The organism is Leucothrix mucor DSM 2157 (assembly GCF_000419525.1).
GTDB classification, from domain to species: Bacteria; Pseudomonadota; Gammaproteobacteria; order Thiotrichales; family Thiotrichaceae; genus Leucothrix; species Leucothrix mucor.
In genome coordinates this window covers 622411-646604 of record NZ_ATTE01000001.1, presented here as the reverse complement: position 1 = coordinate 646604, position 24194 = coordinate 622411, and the positions used below count along the sequence as shown (strand labels likewise).

Genomic DNA, 24194 nt, shown 5'->3' with positions numbered 1-24194 from the left:
CTACTTACCCATCATACCCTTTATGGCTGACGGGATATCCGCCGGGAATACAATCGACTTGCTATTAGGTGATGAGGCTAGCCTTTCCAAGGTGCCTACATATTTTTCACCCAGCAAGTACATAACGGGCAATTGCTCTTCACCAATTGCAGAGGCCACCATCTCAATCGACCGCTTGCTCGCCTCAGCCAAGATAACCTGCGCCTGAGCATCACGACGAGATGCCTCTAATCGCCCATCAGCTTCCAATATTTGCGCAGCCTTCTCACCTTCTGCACGCGTTACCGTGGCACGTCTGGCACGTTCGGCAGCGGCTTGTTCTTCCATCGCATGCTGCATGGTTCCGGACGGATTAATATCCTGAATCTCAACCGTTTTCAGCACAATACCCCAGTCGGAGATATCATCTGAAATCATACCCTTCAGCTTAGACTTAATCAGATCACGTGATGACAAGGCCGAGTCTAAATCCATTTCACCGATAATCGAACGCAGTGAGGTTTGCACTAGCGTTTGAATCGCCACGACGTAGTTCTCAACGCCGTATACTGCTTTTTCAGGCGCGACGATATTGATATACGCCACTGCATTAGCCACGATCACAGCATTATCACGAGTGATAACTTCCTGCGATGGGATATCCAATACGATATCTTTAGTTGTTACCTTATGAGATACCGTATCCACAAACGGAATCACAATATTCAAACCCGGCTGGAGCGTGGAATGGTATTTACCCAAACGCTGCACAACCCATTTATAACCTTGCGGCACTAGTCTCACACCTTTGGCGATCGTCATTGCAACAATAAACAATAATGCCAAGGCCATAATTAAACCTGCATCTAACATTTTCTAACTCCTCAAACCTTGTTAACGATCAAACTGTTACCTGAGATATCAATGACTCTGACGCGGTCACCAGGGCTTACAGCATCATCACAGATAAACTGCCACTCATCTGCACCTAAAATCGGCGCTGAAAAACGTAATACGCCACGACGATCACTAGTTGGAGCACTTAATACTTGTCCGGTTTCACCAACAATCGCTTCGCGCGACAAGCCCGCCTTGGTTCTATCTTTAGCTAGTGGCTGCATATATTTAAACCAGAGCCAAGTGAACAATACTGCAAACAGTACCCAGAACAACACTTGCAAGGCCAGTGGCAGACTTGGCATAATCAGCACTAAAATACCAACCAACACAGCTGCTGCACCAAACCACAAAGCAACAAATGATGGCAAAACAATCTCAATCGCCATCAAGCCAATACCCAGCACAATCCAATGCCAATACAGGATTTGCATTTCCATACTTAAGCCCTTTTCTTTAATGGGCGCATCAGATCTTCAATCAGCTTATTGGCCAAAATCTCAGCCTCTTCCGCTGGCTTTTGATTTGAATGGGCTTTATCCGGAGACTCCGTCTTATTGGGAAATAGCTCCGCTCTTAGCTGCTCCACAGAATGGAATTTTTTTGTCGATTTATTTGTCATCATCGATACCTCTAAAATAATTCTGATAGAAATTAGCGTTCAATTCACTGGGGAAGTAATGCTTGCGCTTCACCCAAACCAAACCATCACCTTTAGAAATTACCGCTACATCAATCGGTCCACCTACCGTCTCCAGCGTATTGGTCATTTTACGCTTAAATGCCGTTAGATTAACCAAAGCCTCAGCCATCGCAGCCAGCTCATCTTTAGGCAATACTCGCACCATGCTCATGACCGGTGAAATATGCGAGTCGCGAATATGCTTACCAAAGTCCTGATAAAACGTACCCAGCAATGCCCGATAACTTAAGCCAATCTCATCTTTTATTTCTTCGGCGGAACGCGATTCTGTATTTAAATCCTCATCCTTAATCAAATCAGGCACACGCTCTACCATGCCGCCAAGGGCCGTTTGCAGGTACATCAAAATCTGTGAATTCACCCCATTCATGAATAAATTCACCATATCTTCCTGCGCATAAGGGTAGATAGCTGCATCGCTGGATTTGGTGATTTTTTTAGACTTGTCCTTCAGCACCTGATACTTGAGCTTGCCGCGAAGAATCCCTTCCAGCTCGTAACTCAGTACTGATGGGTAAATTTCAGTATCGCCATAACCTGCAATTACCAATCCCGAGCTACCGCGTGAAAACGCAACGCGGGTGTGCAAGTAAATGGCAATATCATAAAGCTTGGTGACATAGCCTCGTTTGGGTTTGAGGTTCTGGAAGGTCGATTCCAACAGCTCGCGAAATAGCTCGTCATAGTGCTCACGCGCTTTGGCCTCAAATGCTTTATCCATATCGCTGATATAGGGCTGCTCGCTGAGCATCTTGTGCTTTTCGTCGATCAACTCCTCAAAGGCTTTAGCCACCTCTGGCTCGCCAATGGCCGTTCCCGCTTCGATAATTGGTTGTACTTTTTTAACCAGCGTTTCGCGTAGGAAATTATAGTAACGATAGACATTGCTACCGACCCACTGGCGCTCTACCTCGCTGGGGAATAAGTCAGAACGGTTTCGCAGAAAATCGAGGAAGTCTTCCCCGTAGTCTTCCAGCTTATCCATCTTTTTATCTTTTAGCTGGGTGCGGTAAACCTTGATCAAAATTTCCCACGGAACACCCATCAAACCGGCATTCCCATAGATCATAATGCCGACTGGCTCAGTCTTGGAGAGGGCCAGCAATTTGATGGCCGTGTTGTAGATTTTAGTCCCGCCAATGGTCACCGCGCTATCGGCGGCCAGCGCAACTCCTGACGAGTTTAAGATTATTACTTCAGCAGTCATAAATTACCTCAGTCGGCTATCGGTCATGGAGAAAAGTCGAACGCTTAATCGACTATACTGCCTAATCATAGGCTAATCCAGAAAGATTAACTGTAGTAATTCTAGTGGCTAAGCCCGCTGAATCGCGACCATCGTGGCGCTAAACACCACATCATCGTCCGCGCCAATTTCAACCACCAAGGACAAACGAGCACGCCCTTTTTGCTTTAAATGCTGAAGAAATGCGGTACCAACTTCAGCATCACAATGACAGACACATTCGATATCAGTCACCACCGGCCGGCGGTAGCGAATCTCCGCCTGAGCCATTACGATGTCGGCATCAATTCCGTTTTGCTCAACCAAATGTGTCGTGTAAGCCCATGCCGCCAAGGCGGATAGTGAATACAAACTCCCGGCAAAACCCGTGCCATGCACATTGATATTCGGGCTCAGTGGCGCGTGCACGGTGACCCCCTGCTCATCAAGCTGACTAATTGAAAAATCCATTCCATCAGCCAAGGGGATCTGTTGTCGAATATGTTGCGTTAATGCATCCTTATCTAAAGCCATCGTATCCACCTACTGGTCGGGATTATCAAATGATCAATTAAATAAACGGTCGCCCATCTGATCAATCAGTACTTTGGATTTGCGGACCATTTCGGCTGCACAGGTATCTGCGGAGGTAAACACGTCGGCACGAATCATCTGATGCTCACGCTCACCTTTACGGATCACACCATTAAGGCGATATTGACCACCCTCTTTCATAGGCGCTGGAATGATTTCGAAACCTTCGTATTCTTCTGAAGGCATGGCTTTAGAGGCAGAAGCTGATTCGCCAGAGCCGGCAAACATGGATTTAAGTGAGGATAGAAAGCTCATACAATAGTCCGATAGAAAATACAGACGTTTATTGTAAACCATAATCGGTTAAACGTGAGCGCTTCGCAAAAAATACGGGGGTATAGTGATGGATAAATTGCAGGCGAAAAAAAACCAGCTACGAAAGCTGGTTTTGAAATTTCATATCTACATCATGTTCAAAACATGGTGCCGAAGAGAGGACTTGAACCTCCACGAGCATAAGCTCACTAGCACCTGAAGCTAGCGCGTCTACCAATTCCGCCACTTCGGCAAGTGGTGTAGAACTCCGATCAATCTCGGAGACGCGCATTCTACATTTACCATTTTTTTTGTCAACGAGTATTTATTAAAAGCCATGAAAAAGACCAAACATTTATTAGTGGACCTTTCCACTCACGGCTTTGGCCATTTTGCACAAACCTCTATGGTGCTAAATGCATTACACCGGCTCGATTTACCGCTACGAATTACCATTCGAAGTAAGCTTCCCGAGTCGATAATCAAGGAGCGGTTAAACCTGCCTGTCAATAGTATTTCATACGCCTTGGATATTGGGCTAACAATGCACAACCCCGTTGAAATTGACCGTGAAGCCTCTTACCAATATTACCAAGCACTGCATCAACACTATGAACAGGCTATAGAACAAGAAATGGAGGAACTGGAAAAATTACAACCCGATTTTATTCTGGCGAATGTGCCCTATTTATCACTCTCTGCCGCAGCCAAACTCAACATCCCATCCATAGCCATGTGCTCGCTTAACTGGGCTGAAATATTCTCCCACTATTGCGGCGACTACCCTGAGGCTCAATCAATTACCCGGCAAATCCGTGAAGCCTATGCCAGCGCCGAGCAGTTCCTAACCGTGACACCCTCTATGCCGATGCCTGGTTTAAACAATACTCAGGCCATCCCGCCGATTGCACATCGTGGCCAATGCCAATCAGAGCTCTTGCGTAACGTTGTAAACAATCCCCAAGCACGCTTTGTATTGGTCAACTTAGGCGGCATTCCGAATACTTTGGATACCAGCAACTGGCCAGTACTGGACAATGTCTACTGGATTGTCGGCAGCGGCATTCAATCTGCCCGAACCGATATCGTCTCGCAGGATATATTTGATATGGCATTCATTGACCTGTTAAGTAGCTGCCATGCAGTACTCACCAAAACCGGTTACGGCATGCTCGTTGAAGCGACCGTGAATCAGGTTCCGGTAATTTGTATTACCCGTAATGGTTGGCCTGAGGAACCTGCGCTGTTTAAATGGGTCCAAGCACAAGGCTATCTACAGATTATCCAACTTAGCGAATTCAACGCTGGCGACTTTGCCAAAGCTGCTGAAAAAGCACTGGCTACCCGCTGGAAAAAACCTCCCCCCGCCAGTAATGGCGCTGAAGTTGCTGCTAAACTGTTGGCGAATTACCTGAAGTAAAGGATAATTCATACTCTGATCAATAATATGCAGTAGAATGCCACTCATTAACAACAAGGAAAAGATACCTACATTGAAATACAAAGACCCACACAAAGCCCGAGAAGCACAAAAATACGAGCGACCTATCGCCAGCCGTGAACTGATTCTGAGCGTTTTAGCAGACAGTAACGCACCTCTTGGTTTTGCTGAACTCATCGACCATCTGGAGCTCACTGAGTCCGATGATAAGGATGCGTTAAAATACCGCCTGCGCGCTATGGAGCGTGACGGCCAGATTTTGTTTAATCGTCGCAAGCAATACTTACCAGTCAGCAAAGCTGATCTGATTGCCGGACGTGTATCAGGCCACCCGGACGGCTTCGGCTTTTTAATCCCGGATGATGGCAGTGATGATTTATTCCTGCATGGCAAGCAAATGCGCAAGCTCATGCATGGAGACCGGGCGCTGTGTAGCGTCACCGGTACCGATAAAAAAGGACGCCGCGAAGGCGCAGTCATCGAAGTACTCGAGCGTAATACCGAACAAGTTGTCGGGCGCTATTTTGTACGCGGTGGCATTGGCTTTGTTGAACCAGATAACAAGCGCATCGCCGCTGATGTGCTTATCCCACCTGAGTTCAACGGTAAAGCCAAGCATGGCCAAATCGTCAGTGCAGCACTGGTTGAGCAGCCAAGTACCCGCCAATTGGCGATTGGTAAAGTGGTTGAGATTCTGGGTGAGCACATGGCGCCAGGCATGGAAATTGACATCGCACTGCGCTCTCATGACCTACCACACGAGTGGAATGACGACATTCTGGCAGAGACTGCCCGCCTCGGTACTGAAGCTGCCGAAGAAGATAAAGTCGGCCGTGTTGATTACCGCCAAATGCCTTTAGTCACCATCGACGGTGAAGACTCCCGCGACTTTGATGACGCGGTATATTGCGAACGCAAAGGTAATAACTGGAAACTGGTTGTTGCGATTGCAGATGTCTCGCATTACGTACCCGTTGGCAGCGCATTGGACCAAGAAGCCTGGAATCGCGGAACCTCGGTTTACTTCCCTGCTCAAGTCATTCCAATGCTGCCGGAAGAAATTTCTAATGGCCTGTGTTCGCTAAACCCTCACGTAGATCGTTTGTGTATGGTTTGTGAAGCCATCATTGATGATGAAGGCGAGATCTTAAGCTACGAGTTTAAAGAAGGGGTAATGCACTCTGCTGCGCGCCTGACTTATACTAAAGTGGCCGCTATGCTGGTGGATAAAGATCCGACGCTTTGCGAAGAGTATGCGGAACTACTGCCACATCTAAAAGACTTGTACTCTTTGTACAAAGCTTTACGCCATGCACGTGATGAGCGCGGTTCGATAGACTTTGAAACCACTGAAACCAAAATTGAGTTCGGTGCGGATCGTAAGATTCAGTCAATCAAACCAACGACGCGTAACGATGCGCATAAGGTCATTGAAGAGTGCATGATTGCAGCCAATGTCTGTGCCGCTCGCTATCTGAAAAAGCACAAAATGCCAGCACTGCACCGGGTACATCCCGAGCCAGACATGGAAAGCTTAGAGAAGCTGCGTGAGTTCTTAAACGGCGTCGGCTTAAGTTTAGGCGGCGGTTTAAAGCCAGAGCCAATCGACTATGCAAGATTGCTGGCCAGCGTACAGCAACGTGCTGATACCGATCTGATTCAGACGGTACTGCTGCGCAGCTTGTCACGCGCTATGTACACGCCTGTCAATCCTGAGAAGCCAGAAGCGGCAAGACACTTCGGCTTGGCTCAAAAGGATTACGCGCACTTTACCTCTCCAATTCGTCGCTACCCTGACTTACTGGTACACCGTGCGATTCGTCATTTGATTCAGGGCAATAAGGCAGATACTTACACCTACTCTCCTGCAGATATGAAAGAGCTGGGCGAGCATTGCTCCATGGCCGAGCGCCGTGCTGATGATGCAACCCGCGACGTACTGGCGTGGCTAAAAGCAGAATACATGCTAGATAAAGTCGGCGAAGTGTTCAAAGGCTACATCACAGCAGTGACTGGTTTTGGTTTGTTTGTAGAGCTGACAGATATCTATGTAGAAGGTCTGGTCCACGTAACGTCACTGAAAAGTGATTACTACCGTTTTGACCCAGCACTACATCGTTTAACCGGTGAAAGCTCAGGCCGTAGTTTCCGCTTAGGCGATCAGATTACTGTGCAAGTTGCGCGTGTGGATCTGGATGATCGTAAGATTGACTTTATGTTGCCGGGTGCGGCTGGCGTCTCTGCTGATGATGGCGAGCGTAAGCCAAAGAAACCGAAAAATGCCAAAGCCAAAACTGCTGGTAAAGCGGATAAAAAGGCTCCAAAACGTAAGAAACGCAAATCATGAAAACTTTTTTAAGCGGCGTTCACCCGATCCAGAGCGCACTAGAAAATGATGCCGAGAATGTGACACAGCTGTGGGTTGCGGAAAACAAACGCAACCCGCGTATTGATAAGCTGGTCGAAAAGGCCAAAGCACTGGGGTTAGTTGTGACTAGCGCAACGCCCTCAGCACTGGACCGCATGACCGGTAGCCGCAAGCATCAAGGCATTGCCGCCGAATACGAAGCGCAGGAAGCGGCCTCGGAGAATGATCTGTTCGATATGATCACCAATACCGAAGGCCCATTGCTGTTGCTAGTGCTGGATGGCGTCACCGACCCTCACAATCTGGGCGCGTGTTTACGTACTGCAGAAGGTGCTGGTGTGCATGCCGTTATCGCACCGCGTGACAAGTCAGCCAGCCTCACCCCAACCGCTCGCAAAGTGGCTTCGGGCGCGGCTGAAACATTGCCATTCGTTCAGGTCACTAATCTCTCGCGCACCTTGCAGATGTTAAAAGATGCTGGCGTGTGGATTACCGGTACCAGCGACAAAGCCACCCAAACCCTTTATGACATTGATTTTAAAGGCTCATCGGCCATTGTGATGGGCGCGGAAGGGGCTGGTGTACGCCGCCTGACCGAGGAAGCTTGCGATTTTCTGATTTCGATTCCAATGGCTGGCTCAGTCTCCAGCTTAAATGTCTCCGTCGCTACCGGTGTGGTACTATACGAGGCGGTGCGCCAGCGTCAGCTCTGAGCGCCCCTAATTTCGTCAACTGAATAGCGATTTCCCCCTTATGCTAACTCTCTATCAATTTAACTCCTGCCCTTTCTGCTGGAAAGTGCGCTCCCTGCTCAACTATGCCAAACAGCCTTACGAGATTGTTGAAGTCACCCCGATGGGCATGAAAGAGCTTGATTTTACCGACCACAAAAAAGTGCCGGTGTTAAAAGATGGCGATCAGGTGATTGTGGAATCTGCCGCGATTGTTGAGCATATCAATGCCAACTACGCGCATGCCCCACAGCAAGCTGATAGCAAAGTGTGGACTGATTGGATTGACGATACTTTAGTGCATTATCTGACACCACTAATCCACCCGAACTTTATGACCTCATGGCGTAATTTCGGCAAGATTATCGATGCCGAACAATACCCGTGGTACAAAGCGATCATTGTGCGCTTAGGCGGTTCGGTGGTAATGCCAAAAGTGGCAAAACGCCTGCAACTAAAGCACGAAATTAATGATCCAAAGGCAGAGTTTTTAAGTGCAATTGACCATTGGGTGACTGAAGGCCTGCAAGGCAAGTCATTCTTCGGTGGTGAGTCGGCTGATTTTGTAGACTGCAGCGTGTTTGGTGTTTTACGCTCCGGTGATCAGCTTGGCATTATTGCGATGGCAAAAGCTCATAACTCTGAATTTGCAGCTTGGTATGATCGCTGCTATCCCATTATGTCTGGACAAGGATAAATCGGTAACTGTATGAACATGCGCCCTTTACTTTTTAGCTGCCTGATAGCGTTTACTCTGACCGCCTGTGAGCGAGTCGAGGAGCCAACAGAAGAGAAAACAGCTGAAGTCGCCGCGATTGCTGTGCCTGCCGTTGAGTCTAAACAGTACGAACAAGACGGCTTAACGTTTGAATATCCAAAAGATTGGAACGTGGTTGAAGATGTGGTTCAGGATGCGGTGCGTTACGTGTTTATTGAGTCCCCAGATGAAAATGCTCTGTCATCTATTCAGATTTTCCCGATTGATGACACCCCAACGCTAGAGCAGTTTGTAAACAGCTACTCTGAGCAAACTCGAGTCGTGCCACTGGCGACCGATAATACGCAGGCAGAAGATAGCCCTGCCGTGATTGAGCCAATTGAGTTCATGACCATTAGCCGTGATCTAAATGGCAAAACCTATGATTGGGTGGTAGAAACCGTTCCCGGTAGCGTGGCTGGCATTCAAACCAGCGACTATCGTGAGTATTTCCGTAAAGATTCTGCGCGCTTTGCGGCGTTTTTAGTGAATCAGGTCAGCAATGACTCTCTGACTCAAACTGAGCCTTCATTTGAGCTAATCTTCCGCACTTTAAAGCCCGCCGACTAATACCCTGAACCTTCCAACCTTGTAATGCTTTCATCACAGGGTTGGGGTTCGTTCCCGCCTATATTGCATGCTAAGATACCTCCCTGTTTACCGATAATCACCAATAAGCCTATGAATATTCAACAAGCTATTGCCCAAGTAATTGAGCAAAAAGATCTATCTTCTGAAGAAATGACACAGGTCATGCAGGAAATCATGACGGGCAAAGCAACCGATGCTCAGATTGGTGGTTTTCTGGTGGCATTACGCCTAAAAAGCGAAAGTGTGGATGAGATCACTGCCGCCGCTCAGGTGATGCGTGATCTGGCAACGCCGGTTGATATTCAAGCCGATAATCTGGTTGATATTGTTGGTACCGGTGGCGATGGCAGCAGCACCTTTAATATCTCTACCGCGAGCTGCTTTGTGGTTGCTGCAGCGGGTGGCCATGTGGCCAAGCACGGTAATCGCTCGGTTTCCAGTAAGTCTGGCGCGGCCGATGTCTTGGAAGCGGCAGGGGTTAATTTGGGTATTTCACCAGAGCAAGTCAAAGCCTGTGTGGAAGAGCTAGGTGTTGGCTTTATGTTTGCCCCAATGCACCACAGCGCGATGAAACATGCGATTGGCCCACGTAAAGAAATGGCTGTGCGCACGATCTTTAATATTCTTGGCCCGCTGACTAATCCGGCTGGCGCGCCAAACCAGTTACTGGGCGTATTTACCCCAAAACTGGTACGACCGATGGCGGAAGTACTGAAGCAGCTCGGCAGTAACCATGTATTAGTGGTTAGCGCCGAAGATGGCTTGGATGAAATCAGCATTGCTTGCCCAACCCATGTGGCTGAGCTAAAAGATGGCGAAGTTCGCGAATACACCATTACCCCAGAAGACTTTGGCTTTAGCCGCCAACCTTTGGATAGCATTAAAGTAGAAAATGCCGAGCAAAGCCTGACAATGTTACGTGGCGTGCTAAGCAATGAAGCCGGTGCTGCCCGCGATATCGTTGCAATGAATGCCGGTGCTGCAATTTATGCCGCAGGCCTAAGCGATACCCTAGAAGCTGGAATTACACGCGCACAGGAAGTGATTGCTTCTGGCGCAGCCCTTGAGAAATTAACCGCATTGAGCGAGAAGACCAACTCATGAGCCAATTAGAAGACGAGCTATTACATACGTCGGATGTCCTGAAAAAAATTATTACTCATAAAGTTCAGGAAGTTTATAACGCCCGCCAAGCGGTGCCATTAGAAGCGCTGACGACAGCGATTGAAACGGCACCAGCGGTACGCCCATTTGCAGCGGCACTACGCCAAAAACTGGCAAACAATCAACCGGCCGTTATCGCTGAAGTGAAAAAAGCGTCACCAAGCAAAGGCTTGATTCGTGAAGACTTCAGACCCGCGGATATTGCCAAGAGCTATGAAGCCGGCGGCGCTGCGTGTTTATCGGTACTAACCGATGAGCACTTTTTTCAGGGCAACATTGACTACCTAATCGAAGCTCGTGATGCCTGCTCCCTGCCAGTGATTCGTAAAGATTTCATTATTGACCCATACCAAGTGTATGAAGCGCGCGCGATGGGAGCTGATTGCATCCTGTTAATCGTTGCGGCATTGGGTACTGAACTGCTGCATTCACTTTACGATACCGCCACTAGCTTAGGCATGGATGTATTGGTTGAAGTACACGATGCAGATGAGCTTGAAACGGCACTGGGCTTAACAGCTGAGTTGATCGGTATTAATAACCGCGATTTACGCACCTTTGACACCTCCCTGCAAACCACGCTGGATTTGTTAAGCAGCATTCCGGAAGATCGTATTGTGATCACCGAAAGTGGTATTCACACTGTCGAAGACGTGAAGCTAATGCGTGATAACAACGTCAACGCATTCCTGGTTGGCGAGGCATTTATGCGCGCTGAAGAGCCCGGCACACAGCTACAAAAATTGTTTTTCTAAGGCACTAATTATTCATGTTAACTCATCCTGGTTTTGATCCGGTCGCGATCCATGTGACCGAAACATTTGGCGTGCATTGGTACGGGCTTATGTATGTCGTGGGCTTTGTTGCCTTCTTATTGCTTGGCAAATACCGCGCGCGCAAGCCCGGTAGCGTCATCACGCCAGATCAGGTAGATGATATTCTGTTTTACGGCGCCTTAGGGGTCGTGCTCGGTGGTCGACTTGGCTACATCTTCTTCTACAAATTCGCTGACTTTCTGGCGAACCCAGCCATGGTATTGCGTATCTGGGAAGGTGGGATGAGCTTCCACGGCGGCTTAATTGGTGTCGTTGTTGCATCGATTTTACTGGCCCGAAAATTTGGCTTGCCGCTACTGAAAGTCTCTGACTTTGTAGCGCCATTAGTGCCACTGGGTTTAGGTGCTGGCCGCATTGGTAACTTCATCAATGTCGAGCTATGGGGGCGTCCTACGGATGTGCCTTGGGCAATGGTATTCCCAACGGTTGATGACATTCCGCGCCATGCCTCACAGCTGTATCAAGCTGCACTGGAAGGTGTAGCGCTATTCGTTGTTCTGTGGCTATTTTCGAGTAAACCACGCCCAATGGGTGCTATCTCCGGCTTATTCCTGATTGGTTATTCAATTGCACGAATTGTGGTTGAGTTTTACCGGCTGCCAGATGCACACCTCGGCTACATCGCCTTTGGCTGGTTGACTCAAGGTCAGATTCTATCCGTTCCTATGTTCTTACTTGGCGTCGCCCTGATGTGGTGGGGCTACCGTAAGCACCCTGTCAGCGCAACGAGCCACTAAGCATGAAGCAGTATTTAGATTTGATGCGCCATGTGCGCGATAACGGCAATGTACGTACCGACCGCACTGGCACGGGTACCGTTTCAGTATTTGGCCACCAATCTCGCTATGACTTGGCGGATGGCTTCCCAATGGTCACCACCAAAAAACTGCACTTGCGCTCGATTATTCATGAGCTACTGTGGTTTTTACGTGGTGACAGCAATATCGAATACCTGAAAGAAAACGGGGTATCGATCTGGGATGAGTGGGCTGATGAAAATGGCGAACTGGGTCCTGTTTATGGCGTGCAATGGCGCTCATGGCCAACGCCTGATGGCGGCTCAATTGACCAAATTCAGCAAGTCATTGATCAAATCAAAAACACACCAGACTCTCGACGCATTATCGTCAGTGCCTGGAATGTGAGCTTTGTGAATCAGATGGCATTGCCACCTTGTCATGCCCTATTCCAGTTCTATGTAGCGGATGGCAAGCTCTCCTGCCAGCTTTATCAGCGTAGTGCGGATATCTTCTTAGGTGTGCCATTTAATATCGCCTCTTATGCCCTTCTGACGATGATGATGGCGCAAGTCTGCGACCTTGAACCCGGTGAATTTATTCATACATTGGGCGATGCGCATTTGTATAGCAATCATCTGGAACAGGTGGAATTACAGCTATCACGTGAGCCGTACCCACTGCCGACATTAAAACTGAATCCTGAGATTAAGGATTTGTTTGATTTCACTTATGAGGATATTGAGATCGTGGATTATCAATGCCATCCCCATATCAAGGGTGCAGTGGCGGTTTAACACACTACCTCTGCTTAAAAGATATTGATAAGCTAAACTTCTGGCTGATAACCGTGCCGTGAAAAGAAACGAGCGAGCTCTTTCTGTTCCGGTACGGCACCAGTAAAGATTTTCACATACTCCGCAATGCGCTTCATGCGTACTTCAAGGCTTTCTTCAGCCTGCATCGACACATAACCAATCTGCACCAAATAAATGGTCCGCGCATGCACATCGGCTGACACTGCCGGATAATCAAATCGCTCAAACATCTCCGTAATCGCAATCAAACGCTGTTGATCTGCCAGCTGCACTTCCGCCAATATTTCTGCCGACTGTAATGACCAGCTACGCATTGCAAATTCAAGCTTATGATCAAAGATGGCTTTATCTATCCAGCAATCAAATACATTCAACACGGCTTCAGCGGCGGAGTCAGCATAGGCCTCGCATTGCTTCACTAAATTGCCCGTGTTTTTATCACGCCAGCGCGCCACTAAAGCATCCAACAAGGCTTCACGGTCACTAAAAAACCAGTAAAAACTAGTCCGTGACAAGCTTAGGCGCTTTGCCAGCGTCGCTATTTTTACCGACTCCACACCTGACTCAATCAATAACTCAAATGCGGCATCCAGCCATACTTCCGGCGAACCACGCCAGCCACTCTCACTGGCAATCTGCTGTTTCATAAAAACCTTATGACTAAATTAATAGCTGGATTATACACATAACAATTAGCTCAAACACCCTAGTAAATTTAATTGACACTACTGTACATTTTGAAATACGATCAGTTTCACCCGCGGCTAACCGCGATTGCCAACACTTATACTGACCCTTAAAGGAGATCACCCATGTCCAACGATCCTCTACTCCAGCCTTACCAACTTAAGCATTTAACGCTGCGCAATCGTATTATCATGACCTCGCATGAGCCGGCCTACCCTGAAGATGGCATGCCCAAAAGCCGTTACCGCGCCTATCACACTGAGCGCGCCAAAGGTGGCATAGCGATGACCATGACGGCAGGCTCTGCAGCAGTTTCCAAAGATAGCCCGCCAGTATTCAACAACCTGCTGGTCTACAAAGATGAAGTTGTGCCTTGGATGAAAGATCTGACCGACTCAGTTCATGAGCAAGGTGCAGCCATCATGATCCAGCTGACTCATTTGGGCCGTCGCACACGTTGGGATAAATCTAACTGGCTACCCGTCGTCTCCCCATCTCATAACCGCGAAGCCTCACATCGCGCCTTTCCAAAGATGATGGAAGACTGGGATATTGATCGCATTATCAAAGACTATGCCGATGCGGCTGAGCGCATGAAAGCGGGAGGCATGGATGGTATTGAGCTGCAAGCCTATGGCCATTTAATGGATCAATTCTGGTCGCCACTGACTAATGAATTGGATGACCCCTATGGCGGCTCGCTGGATAACCGCCTGAAATTCACCTTTGATGTATTAACTGAAATTCGCAAGCGCGTTGGATCAGAGTTTATTGTCGGCATTCGCTATACCGGCGATGAGATGCTGGACCGAGGACTTAGCCCAGCAGATGGCTTAACCATCTCACAGCGCCTGAAAGACAGCGGCATGATTGATTTCTTAAACGTAGTGCGCGGCCATATCGATACCGATGCCGGACTCACCGATCTCATCCCGATTCAAGGTATGGCTAACAGCCCGCACTTGGATTTCGCCGGAGAAATTCGCGCGGCGACTAATTTCCCGGTATTCCATGCGGCTAAAATTCCGGATGTTGCCACGGCCCGTTATGCCATTGCTTCCGGTAAAGTGGACTTGATCGGCATGACCCGCGCGCATATCGCTGACCCACACATTGTGCGCAAGATTATTGAAAAGCGCGAAGATGAGATTCGTCCTTGCGTGGGTGCCAACTATTGTTTGGACCGCATTTATCAAGGTGGCTCAGCCTACTGCATTCACAATGCCGCCACTGGCCGTGAAGAAACCATGCCACATCAGATTCCTAAAGCTGAAGCACGTAAAAAGGTAGTGATTGTTGGCGCAGGCCCCGGAGGTTTGGAAGCGGCACGCTTGGCGGGTGAGCGCGGTCATGAAGTCGTGGTCTTTGAAGCCGCTAGCCAACCAGGTGGTCAGGTACGCCTAACCTCACAAAATGAGCGTCGCAAAGAGATGATTTCTATCATCGAATGGCGCATGGCACAGTGTGAGCGCTTAGGCATTAAATTCCACTTTGATACGTGGGCTGAAGCTGAAGAGGTCAATGCCGAAAATCCAGATGTGGTGATTATTGCTACCGGTGGCTTGCCGCATACCGATGTACTAACGCAAGGTAACGAGCTGGTAGTATCTGCCTGGGATATTATTTCCGGCGATGTGAAGCCCGGTAAAAACGTATTGGTGTTTGATGATGCTGGTGATCATGCTGGCCTGCAAGCCGCTGAAGTGATCGCCAAAGCTGGTGCTAAAGTTGAAATTATGACGCCCGACCGCTCGTTCGCGCCGGAAGTCATGGCGATGAATCTAGTGCCCTATATGCGCTCTTTGCAGCAGTTGGATACTACTTTTACAGTAACCTATCGACTAGAGTCGCTTGAGAAAACCGAGACAGGTTTATCGGCACAAGTCGGTAGCGATTACGGCGGCGTATCACAACAGCGACTGGTTGATCAGGTAGTGATTAACCACGGTATTCTGCCAATCGAAGAACTGTATTTTGATTTAAAAGCAGCCTCCTCTAACCATGGTGAAATGTCGCATGAGCAACTGATTGCGGGTGAAAAACAAACGGTAATCCGTAACCCTGAAGGACAATATCAACTATTCCGGATTGGCGACGCGGTATCTGGCCGCAATACCCATGCGGCGATTTATGATGCATTGCGCCTAGTGAAAGATATTTAAACCCGCACCAAACATTCCTTCTGCCGTTATTGACATGCTCAATAAGGGCAGAAGCGATTGCTACTCGCTATCCGGCCCAACCATAGTAATCGTCACATCAATATCATTGTTTCTTAGGTTATCGGCGGCACGGTTGAGCTCTTCAACACCCAAGCTTGCACGCCCTTTAATGATATTCAAAAACTCTTCTTCCTCTCCCTGAGCCGCTTTTCCCAGCAAATCAGAATGCATACTCAATACTTCCAAACCGGCATCATTTAAGATCGCCATGCAGTAAGAGAAAACACCGATTCTGTCCGCGCCGTGTACCAGCACCGACACATCGGGGGATTCATGTTTGTAATTGAAGCCTTCAAGCGCATCAACGATTAGCTGTAGGCTGTATTGTTCAGCGGCAGGCCCAAGCAATTCCCTGAGCTCTGTGGCGGAATTATCCGTATTGACGATCATCATAATCACGAAATTATCGCCCAAACAGAATGAGGAGGTTGCGACCAAGTCGCACTGCTCCTGAGCCAATTCGGACGTCAAGTTGCCGACAATAGATAGAGAACTGCTGCCGATCACAACGACCCGATAGGTATTTTTCATGTGGTGCCTCTCCTCAATTCGCATTAAATATGACTGAATCTCATACTAAGTCTACAACAGTCTTTAGCCGCTGCGTTAGGCCCAATTAGCAAGCCTACCCCGTTCAGGCTATACTCCAAGCTTAACCCACCACCTTGATAAATTGGACTAATGTGCAACTAACAAATCCCCTTCAGGAATCGGTCACTAGCCTCAAAGGCGTTGGCCCAAAGGTGGCAGAAAACCTGCAAAAACTGGATATTTCAAGTATTCAGGATTTGCTGTTTCACCTTCCCAGCCAATATCAGGATCGCACCCGCGTACAATCAATAGGTAACTTGCAAGGTGGTCGCCATGTATTGGTCGAGGGTACCGTTGAAAACACGGATATCGTGATGCGTGGCCGCCGCATGATGTTGTCACGAATTAGCGATAAAACCGGCTACCTTACACTGCGCTTCTTTTATTTTAGTGGTGCTCAGCAAAAAGTACTCAGTGCCGGTACGCGCATTCGTTGTTTTGGGGAAATTCGGCAATCCGGCCATCAAATGGAAATGATCCACCCTGAATATACGGTGATCAGCTCAGGCATGAGCATGCCGCTGGAATCTACGCTAACCGCGATTTACCCCAGCACTAAAGGCTTACAGCAACGTACATTGCGACGCATTATGGGCGAGGGATTAAAGCGACTCACTGAGTTGCATGACTTTCTACCGGAATCATTGCGACGATCGCACCGCATGCCGGAGCTAGCACAAGCCATTCGCAGCCTGCACCAGCCCGATGCGCAAAGCAGCCAACTCATACTAAGCACTCATCACCCAGCCATGAAGCGACTGGCATTTGAAGAGTTATTAGCGCATCAGCTGAGTTTGCGGCAGTTTCGCCAGCAAAGTCTGCAACGACCGGGTATTGCTTTAAAACCCGCCGGCAAGCAATTACGCGCACTGCTCAAATCCTTACCCTTTTCGCTAACCAAAGCGCAGCAGCGGGTGATTAAAGAAATTCAACGGGATTTAACCCAGAATCACCCCATGTCGCGCCTAGTGCAAGGGGATGTTGGCTCAGGTAAAACCTTAGTTGCTGCGGCGGCTGCCTTGCATGCTATCGAAGCAGGCTATCAGGTGGCACTCATGGCACCGACTGAAATTCTGGCCGAACAACATTTGAAATGCTTTACAGATTGGTTTGAGCCGCTAGGTTTATCGGTCGGTAGCTTATCCGGTAAGCAAAAAGTGAAGGAGCGTCGCGACCAGTCTGAACGTGCCGCTTTAGGCATGAGCGATTTAGTGGTCGGTACTCACGCCCTATTTCAAAATGATGTCGCTTTCTCACGCCTTAGCTTGATTATTATTGATGAACAACACCGCTTCGGTGTGGGCCAACGCTTGGCCTTACGCGAAAAAGGTGATGATCAACTGGGCTATCCACACCAATTAATTATGACCGCCACCCCGATTCCCCGCACGCTGGCAATGACCGCTTACGCCGATATGGATTATTCGGTGATTGATGAATTACCACCCGGCCGTACGCCAATCAAAACCGTTGTAATCGCCAATGGCCGCCGTGATGAAATCATTGGCCGTATTCAATCGGTTTGTCTGGATGGTGCGCAAGTGTATTGGGTCTGCACGCTAATCGAAGAATCTGAAGCGCTGCAATGTGAAAATGCCGAGCAAACCTTTGAGCTACTTCAGGAGTCTCTCCCCGGCGTTACGGTTGGCTTAGTGCATGGCCGAATGAGCGCCGCCGATAAGCAATTAGTGATGCAGCAATTTAAAGCAGCTGAAATCTCTCTTCTGGTCGCCACCACCGTGATTGAAGTGGGAGTTGATGTACCGAATGCTAGCTTGATGGTAATTGAAAATGCCGAACGCTTAGGCTTGGCTCAATTGCATCAGTTACGCGGTCGAGTTGGTCGTGGCGCAGCGGCCAGTAGCTGCGTGCTTATGTATCAAGCGCCCTTATCCAAAACAGCCCGAAAGCGTTTAGATGCGCTGCGCAATAGCAGTGATGGCTTTGAAATTGCCCAAATTGATTTGGAAATTCGTGGCCCTGGTGAAGTTTTCGGCACCCGTCAAACCGGCGAATTGCAGTTTAAAATTGCTGATTTAGCACGCGATCAGGCACTGCTGCCAGAGGTGCAGGAAATTGCTGACTTGTTATTAGCGAAACATCCTGAAACAATTGCCCCACTTATTGCCCGCTGGATCAGGCAAGCAGCCGTATTTGTACAGGTTTGATATAAGACATATGACAACAATCGATACCTTATACTCCATCAACACGCCCGAAGGCATTGCGCTGCGCTTAGCACCCGCGGGCCCCGTGCTGCGTTTCTATGCATGGTTTACCGATACGCTGATTCGCGTGGGTATCAATATCGTCCTGTACATCGTGCTGCTAACGCTGGATGAGACCGGCATGGGGATTTATCTGATCCTGACATTCTTTATCGAATGGTTTTATCCGGTTTATTTTGAATTGTTCCATCAGGGAAAAACGCCCGGTAAATCCATGTTTGGCTTATTTGTTGCCATGGAAAATGCCAGCCCGGTGACCCCGGTGGCCTCGCTAATTCGTAACTTATTGCGGTTTGTCGACTTTCTGCCCTTTGCCTATGGCTTCGGCTTGCTGTGCATGCTGAGCAATCAACGCTTTCAACGTATTGGCGATATGGTGGCAGGCACTGTGGTACTGCATCAGGATGTGAGATCGCAAGTGGTCGACCAACAAACCGTTACACCGATTGCACCTGACTTCCCACTGCAGCTAGCCGAGCAACAAGCGGTGATGCGCTTTTACCAGCGTCGTCCTTTTATCAGTGAGGAACGCGCTGAAGAATTGGCCCGATTGAGCGGGCCATTAGTCGCCGATAAATCCCCCGCCGCGGATTATCTGGCTGCCGTTGGGAGCTGGATAATGGGGAAACGATGAGTTCGAGTCGACAGGAGCAATTTACACAGCGCCACCAAGCCCTCTGGGAACATTTCGAACAATGTCTGGATTATCAGGCATTATCGCGTCGTGCCCGTAAAAAGCAGGCAGCGCCCGAGCCATTGGACCTACCCACCGCTTACCGGCAAATTTGTCAGCATTACGCGCTGGCCAATTCCCGCATGTACAGTCCGGTGCTGGTTGAGCGTTTAAACCATATGGTGATTCGCGGCCATCAGCGTTTGTACAGCAGTCGCAGTCATTTTTTAAAATCCATCCTGCACTTTTTTGCCGCCGAGTTTCCGGCGTTAATGCGCCGTGAGTGGAAGGTTTTCGCGATTGCCAGCGGCTTGTTCTATATTCCATTTTTTACCATGCTTGCCTTAATTCAATGGCAGCCAGAGCTGATTTATACCGTATTAGACGCCTCCTCCGTACGCGATATGGAGTCCATGTATAACCCCGCCAATACGGTACTCGGGCGCGAACGCAGCTCCGATTCTGATCTGTATATGTTTGGCTTTTACATTAAAAATAATACCGGCATCGGCTTTCAGGTATTTGCAGGCGGCATGCTATATGGCATCGGCACCCTATTCTTTTTGCTGTTTAATGGCTTGATGATTGGCGCGGTGGCTGGCCACTTAACGCACTTAGGCTTTATCGATACCTTTTGGGGCTTTGTACTGGGTCACGGTGCGTTTGAGTTAACGGCGATTGCCATTTCAGGAGCTGCGGGACTAAAGCTTGCCATGGCGTTAATCGCACCAGGGCGCAAATCCCGAACACGTGCGCTCATCGACAATGGCCGTATTGGCATTCGCATTATGTATGGCGCAGCGACCTTGTTTATTATGGCCGCCTTTGTTGAGGCCTTTTGGTCATCCACTATGATGGCTGTGGGCATAAAATACAGCGTGGCTGCCGTGCTTTGGGCCTTAGTGATTGCGTATTTTTGGCTGGCTGGCCGAGGGAGCGATCATGCAGATTGAAACGATTGCGGTTAATGTGCGCTCGCGGAACCCTTGGGAAGCAATTGATCTGGGCTTTGCCATGGTGCGCGCTTGGTGGTTAATTATTTACACGCCGCTAGCCATTTTATCGCTGGGTATGATTGTCGCGCTGCTGCTGTTTATTCCCTATGAGTATTACTGGGTGAGCTTAGTTGCTTTGTGGTGGCTAAAGCCGCTCTATCACCGTTTGATTTTGCACATTATCAGCCATCAAATGTTTGGCGATACGCTGACATGGGGCCAAGCGCTACGAGACTTACCCAGACTCATGCGCACGACGGGATTGTTCAGCGAACTGACTTGGCGACGCTTTTCATTTAGCCGTGGTTTTAATCTACCAGTCTGGCAATTAGAACGGCTGCGTGGAAGCCCTCGCAGCAAGCGCCAAAAGCTATTACTGGGTAATGTGCATAGCCAAGCCATTTGGCTCACCGTGGCGATATTCTTCTTTCAGCTGATTTTGACCTTTTCATTTTTCATGCTGCTGTGGCTATTTGTTCCGGATTATTACGCCGACGACTTGCTGCTCAATCTGTTTACCAATGACCTTGCTGGCATCAGTTTCTCTTTTGAAATTCTAGCGGTCACCGGCTTTGTGGTCGTGATGGTATTTTTAGAGCCCTATTATGTGGCTGCTAGCTTTGCACTGTATCTCAACCGACGCACCCAGCTGGAAGCTTGGGATATCGAATTAGAATTCAAAAAAATGGCACAGCGCTTAGAGGCCTTAAAAGCAAAAGCGGCACCTTTGGCAAGCGTGTTATTGGTGCTGGCCTTAGCCTTAGTTGGAACGCCTGAGCAGGCTGCTTATGCAGATGAAACAGCGGCAAAGGTTGTGAGCTACGAAGAAACGCTATTCGAGACCCGCAAGCCTGCCAGCGAATCTGCGCAAGTCGTTAAGCAAGTCATGACCAATGAAAATTTGGTCCGCGAAAAGCTGGTTAAGCGCTGGCGTTCGCTCAGTACCGAAGAAGAGGAAGTGAATTCCAGTGATAGTCCCGCTTGGCTAACCACGCTGGCGGTAATACTGGCCAAGATTATCGAATTCAGCTTATGGCTGTTGATTTTTGCTGTTATTTTGGCGCTGTATTATTACCGTGAATATTGGATTCCGGTGATTACGCGTCAACCCAAAAGCACCCCGCCGCCAGCACCTGAAGTATTATTTGGGATGGATGTGCGCAGTGACTCTTTACCGGATGATTTAATCAGTGCCGCTCGCCAATTATGGGAAAGTGGCAAAGCCCGTGATGCCTTGAGTTTGCTATACCGTGGAGCACTAGTGCATCTGATTAATCAGGAACAGTTGGAGCTAAAGCACAGCCATACCGAAGGCGATATTCTGAGCCTTAGCCAGTTACAACTCAGCGAGACCAAGCAGGACTTTTTCGGGCAACTCACTCGTCACTGGGTGCGTATTGCCTATGCACATCAGTCGCCACAAGACGCGGATATGCTGTATTTATTGGATCATTGGACCACTGACTTTGCGGACAACATGGAGACGCAGGTGGTGCAGCCATGAATGAGAGCGTTCGCAAGGCACTGATTGCTATCGTCGTACTCAGCCTAATTGCACTGATGATTTATGGCTTTCTAAAGACCCATGAATACGTGGAAGAGCCCGTTATTCAACCACTGCAAGGCGAAGCGGCTAAAAACCCGCTGTATGCCGGTCGCCTGTTTTTAAAAGGCATGGGCATACCCTCAACCTCGCTGGATAGCTTGCAAAGCCTGACTGAATTGCCGGATACCAATACAGTATTAGTCATCGAGTCAAAGCGCGAAACTTTAAGTGAAGAACAGCAAAGCCGCTTGATTGATTGGGTTGGCAATGGCGGACACCTGATTTTAACGCTAGTACCAGATTGGTCGTACTATTATCAAACCGAAGAAGTCGACGCAGATGATAACGACACGCAAGCCAGCCAAGACTCTAATGAACAAGAACTACTGACCTCAGATGATCCGATCCAGCAAGTCTTGCGCATTCACAGTGGCGAGGCTATCGCCTTTCACGAGAAGAAGTCGGTCAAAATCCAATTGGCTGGCGTCGATCACCCACTGGAAATAGGCTCTAATTATTACGAAGCCATCGCGCTGGATAAAGACCATTCCAGAGAAGGTTTGGAGCAGATAAAAATAGGGAATGATTTGTTTATTATTCGTCAGCAGCGAGGCGACGGTTTAATTACCGTGGTATCTGATCTCGCCTTTGCCGACAATTACAATCTGCAGGATTATGACCACGCCGAGTTGTTCTGGCATCTCATCCACGGCAAGCACGCTGCGCTAAGCCAGCCTGCGGGCGTGTGGCTGATTCATTCAGATGAAATGCCCAATCTGCTAGCGATTATCTGGCGGCACTTTTGGGCTGTTATGTTGATGCTGGCTGCATTGTTTATAATTTGGGTGCTCCGAGTATCCCGCCGTTTTGGGCCAATGATTCCAAAAGCCAGTGAAGACCGCCGCAACCTGTTAGAACATATCGATGCCAGTGGTGAATATTATTGGAAACAACAGCAGCAACAGATTTTATTGGATAGTAGTCGCCAAGCATTACAACAACGTTTGCAGCAACGGATTCCGGGCTGGCAAGCGATGACAGATAAAGCACAAGCCACGCTACTGACCAAACGCACTCAGCTCAGCGAGTCACATATTATGCTATTACTCAGCGGCGATATTACGCGCAATGCTCACGAATTTACTGAGACAATCAAACAACTCGAACAGATCAGGACCAAGGTATGACCAGCATGAACGCAGAACAAGCTAGCGAACTCATCACCGCAATGCAGACCGAGATTGGCAATGCCGTCATCGGCCAGCAAACCGTCATTCATCAAACCTTGGTCGCCCTGATTGCTGGCGGCAATGTCTTAATTGAAGGCGTGCCGGGCTTGGGTAAAACCTTGCTGGTGCGTGCCTTGGCGCAGACTTTTGACGGACAGTTTTCACGGATTCAGTTCACGCCGGACCTCATGCCTGCCGATGTCACTGGTCACACTATGGTTGATCTTAAAAGTAATGAATTTAATCTGCGCCGTGGTCCGGTATTTACCAACTTATTGCTGGCTGATGAAATTAACCGTGCACCGGCTAAAACGCAGTCAGCTTTACTGGAAGTCATGCAGGAGCGCCAAGTCACCATCGAGGGGCATTCTTATCCTGTGCCCTTACCGTTTATGACGTTGGCTACTCAGAACCCGCTAGAACAGGAAGGTACTTACCCACTGCCAGAAGCACAGCTGGATCGCTTTTTGCTAAAAGTGTTTATCGACTATCCAGATCAGGCTGAAGAAAGTCGCATGGTCTCTTCAGTGACCAATCAACAAACCGGTGATCAGCTTAATCTTTCCAATGTGAATGCCGTAGCCTCACCTGAAACCATTCTCGCTTTGCAGCAAATGGCCGCCAATGTACGCGCCGATGAGCAAGTCATTGAGTATGCGGTGAGCTTGGTACGCGCGACACGTGACTGGCAGGGTTTAAGCATTGGCGCAGGCCCTCGCGGTAGCATCTCTCTCATTCGCGCAGCACGTGCCGAAGCACTGATTCAACAACGTGATTTTATTACGCCAGATGATGTGAAAGCGGTCGCCTTACCGGTGCTGCGTCATCGTGTGTCGCTGGCTCCGGAAATGGAACTGGAAGGCTTCTCAACAGATCAGATTTTGCACGCGGTTATGCAAAGTATTGATGCACCACGACAGTAAGCCG

The 24194-nt window shown here is 48.8% G+C and carries 24 protein-coding genes and 1 tRNA gene; 16 read left to right on the top strand and 9 right to left on the bottom strand.

Going from position 1 to position 24194, the window contains the following annotated elements:
• The 7 genes from LEUMU_RS0102790 to LEUMU_RS0102760 form a co-directional block, all read right to left on the bottom strand.
• A complete protein-coding gene (locus tag LEUMU_RS0102790; RefSeq protein ID WP_022950759.1) occupies positions 1-852 on the bottom strand; it encodes an SPFH domain-containing protein in 852 nt (283 codons plus the stop codon).
• Positions 853-863: 11 nt separating this feature from the next.
• Positions 864-1316, bottom strand: a complete 453-nt coding sequence (locus LEUMU_RS0102785; RefSeq protein WP_022950758.1) for an NfeD family protein — start codon at positions 1314-1316, stop codon at positions 864-866.
• A gap of 2 nt (positions 1317-1318) precedes the next feature.
• Entirely contained in the window at positions 1319-1501 is a 183-nt protein-coding gene (locus tag LEUMU_RS0102780; RefSeq protein WP_157474238.1) for a hypothetical protein, read from the bottom strand.
• Positions 1488-2786 (bottom strand): hypothetical protein, encoded by a 1299-nt coding sequence (locus LEUMU_RS0102775; protein WP_022950756.1) that lies wholly within the window; start codon positions 2784-2786, stop codon positions 1488-1490. The genes LEUMU_RS0102780 and LEUMU_RS0102775 overlap by 14 nt, the downstream gene beginning before the upstream one ends.
• A 108-nt stretch (positions 2787-2894) precedes the next feature.
• Positions 2895-3338 carry a YiiD C-terminal domain-containing protein gene (locus tag LEUMU_RS0102770; protein ID WP_022950755.1) on the bottom strand — a complete coding sequence of 148 codons (444 nt, stop codon included), beginning with the start codon at positions 3336-3338 and terminating at the stop codon, positions 2895-2897.
• 33 nt (positions 3339-3371) lie between these two features.
• A complete protein-coding gene (locus tag LEUMU_RS0102765; protein ID WP_022950754.1) occupies positions 3372-3653 on the bottom strand; it encodes an HlyU family transcriptional regulator in 282 nt (93 codons plus the stop codon).
• A gap of 166 nt (positions 3654-3819) precedes the next feature.
• Positions 3820-3906 (bottom strand) — tRNA-Leu (locus tag LEUMU_RS0102760).
• A gap of 84 nt (positions 3907-3990) precedes the next feature.
• Between LEUMU_RS0102760 and LEUMU_RS0102755 the strand changes: the two genes are divergently transcribed.
• The 9 genes from LEUMU_RS0102755 to LEUMU_RS0102715 all read left to right on the top strand — a co-directional run bounded on the left by LEUMU_RS0102755 (position 3991) and on the right by LEUMU_RS0102715 (position 13075).
• Entirely contained in the window at positions 3991-5073 is a 1083-nt protein-coding gene (locus LEUMU_RS0102755) for a hypothetical protein (protein WP_022950753.1), read from the top strand.
• Between the two features lie 73 nt (positions 5074-5146).
• Entirely contained in the window at positions 5147-7441 is a 2295-nt protein-coding gene (gene rnr, locus LEUMU_RS24370) for a ribonuclease R (protein WP_245570679.1), read from the top strand.
• Complete coding sequence (gene rlmB, locus LEUMU_RS0102745; RefSeq protein ID WP_022950751.1) at positions 7438-8175, top strand: 23S rRNA (guanosine(2251)-2'-O)-methyltransferase RlmB; 738 nt, start codon at positions 7438-7440, stop codon at positions 8173-8175. The genes rnr and rlmB overlap by 4 nt, the downstream gene beginning before the upstream one ends.
• 40 nt (positions 8176-8215) lie before the next feature.
• Positions 8216-8890 (top strand): glutathione S-transferase family protein, encoded by a 675-nt coding sequence (locus tag LEUMU_RS0102740; RefSeq protein WP_084708016.1) that lies wholly within the window; start codon positions 8216-8218, stop codon positions 8888-8890.
• An 18-nt stretch (positions 8891-8908) separates the two neighbouring features.
• Positions 8909-9520 (top strand): hypothetical protein, encoded by a 612-nt coding sequence (locus LEUMU_RS0102735; protein ID WP_157474236.1) that lies wholly within the window; start codon positions 8909-8911, stop codon positions 9518-9520.
• Positions 9521-9631: 111 nt separating this feature from the next.
• A complete protein-coding gene (trpD, locus tag LEUMU_RS0102730) occupies positions 9632-10645 on the top strand; it encodes an anthranilate phosphoribosyltransferase (RefSeq protein WP_022950748.1) in 1014 nt (337 codons plus the stop codon).
• Positions 10642-11460 (top strand): indole-3-glycerol phosphate synthase TrpC, encoded by an 819-nt coding sequence (gene trpC / locus LEUMU_RS0102725; RefSeq protein ID WP_022950747.1) that lies wholly within the window; start codon positions 10642-10644, stop codon positions 11458-11460. Before trpD ends, trpC begins: the two co-directional genes overlap by 4 nt.
• A 14-nt stretch (positions 11461-11474) precedes the next feature.
• Positions 11475-12278: a prolipoprotein diacylglyceryl transferase gene (lgt, locus tag LEUMU_RS0102720; protein ID WP_022950746.1), complete on the top strand. Its 804-nt coding sequence runs from the start codon at positions 11475-11477 to the stop codon at positions 12276-12278.
• Positions 12279-12280: 2 nt separating this feature from the next.
• On the top strand, positions 12281-13075 hold the full coding sequence (locus tag LEUMU_RS0102715; RefSeq protein ID WP_022950745.1) for a thymidylate synthase: 795 nt from the start codon (positions 12281-12283) through the stop codon (positions 13073-13075).
• A gap of 32 nt (positions 13076-13107) precedes the next feature.
• Here LEUMU_RS0102715 and LEUMU_RS0102710 read toward each other — a convergent pair whose 3' ends face one another.
• The gene (locus LEUMU_RS0102710; RefSeq protein ID WP_022950744.1) at positions 13108-13743 is read right to left on the bottom strand and encodes a TetR/AcrR family transcriptional regulator; all 636 of its coding nucleotides are present in this window, start codon (positions 13741-13743) and stop codon (positions 13108-13110) included.
• Positions 13744-13908: 165 nt separating this feature from the next.
• Here LEUMU_RS0102710 and LEUMU_RS0102705 point away from each other — a divergent pair, with 165 nt between their 5' ends.
• The gene (locus LEUMU_RS0102705) at positions 13909-15945 is read left to right on the top strand and encodes an NADH:flavin oxidoreductase (protein ID WP_022950743.1); all 2037 of its coding nucleotides are present in this window, start codon (positions 13909-13911) and stop codon (positions 15943-15945) included.
• 60 nt (positions 15946-16005) lie between these two features.
• Here LEUMU_RS0102705 and LEUMU_RS0102700 read toward each other — a convergent pair whose 3' ends face one another.
• Positions 16006-16536: an ACT domain-containing protein gene (locus LEUMU_RS0102700; RefSeq protein WP_022950742.1), complete on the bottom strand. Its 531-nt coding sequence runs from the start codon at positions 16534-16536 to the stop codon at positions 16006-16008.
• 152 nt (positions 16537-16688) lie between these two features.
• Between LEUMU_RS0102700 and recG the strand changes: the two genes are divergently transcribed.
• Genes recG through LEUMU_RS0102670 form a run of 6 tightly spaced genes read left to right on the top strand, consistent with a single transcriptional unit; the run spans position 16689 to position 24190 of the window.
• Positions 16689-18764 carry an ATP-dependent DNA helicase RecG gene (gene recG / locus LEUMU_RS0102695; RefSeq protein WP_022950741.1) on the top strand — a complete coding sequence of 692 codons (2076 nt, stop codon included), beginning with the start codon at positions 16689-16691 and terminating at the stop codon, positions 18762-18764.
• 10 nt (positions 18765-18774) lie between these two features.
• Positions 18775-19458, top strand: a complete 684-nt coding sequence (locus LEUMU_RS0102690) for an RDD family protein (protein WP_040503942.1) — start codon at positions 18775-18777, stop codon at positions 19456-19458.
• Entirely contained in the window at positions 19455-20450 is a 996-nt protein-coding gene (locus LEUMU_RS0102685) for a stage II sporulation protein M (protein ID WP_040503941.1), read from the top strand. Before LEUMU_RS0102690 ends, LEUMU_RS0102685 begins: the two co-directional genes overlap by 4 nt.
• Positions 20440-21996 carry a hypothetical protein gene (locus tag LEUMU_RS0102680; protein WP_022950740.1) on the top strand — a complete coding sequence of 519 codons (1557 nt, stop codon included), beginning with the start codon at positions 20440-20442 and terminating at the stop codon, positions 21994-21996. The genes LEUMU_RS0102685 and LEUMU_RS0102680 overlap by 11 nt, the downstream gene beginning before the upstream one ends.
• Positions 21993-23225, top strand: coding sequence for a DUF4350 domain-containing protein (locus LEUMU_RS0102675; protein ID WP_022950739.1), 1233 nt, complete (start codon positions 21993-21995; stop codon positions 23223-23225). The genes LEUMU_RS0102680 and LEUMU_RS0102675 overlap by 4 nt, the downstream gene beginning before the upstream one ends.
• Positions 23222-24190, top strand: a complete 969-nt coding sequence (locus tag LEUMU_RS0102670; protein WP_022950738.1) for an AAA family ATPase — start codon at positions 23222-23224, stop codon at positions 24188-24190. Before LEUMU_RS0102675 ends, LEUMU_RS0102670 begins: the two co-directional genes overlap by 4 nt.
• Positions 24191-24194: the final 4 nt, after the last annotated feature.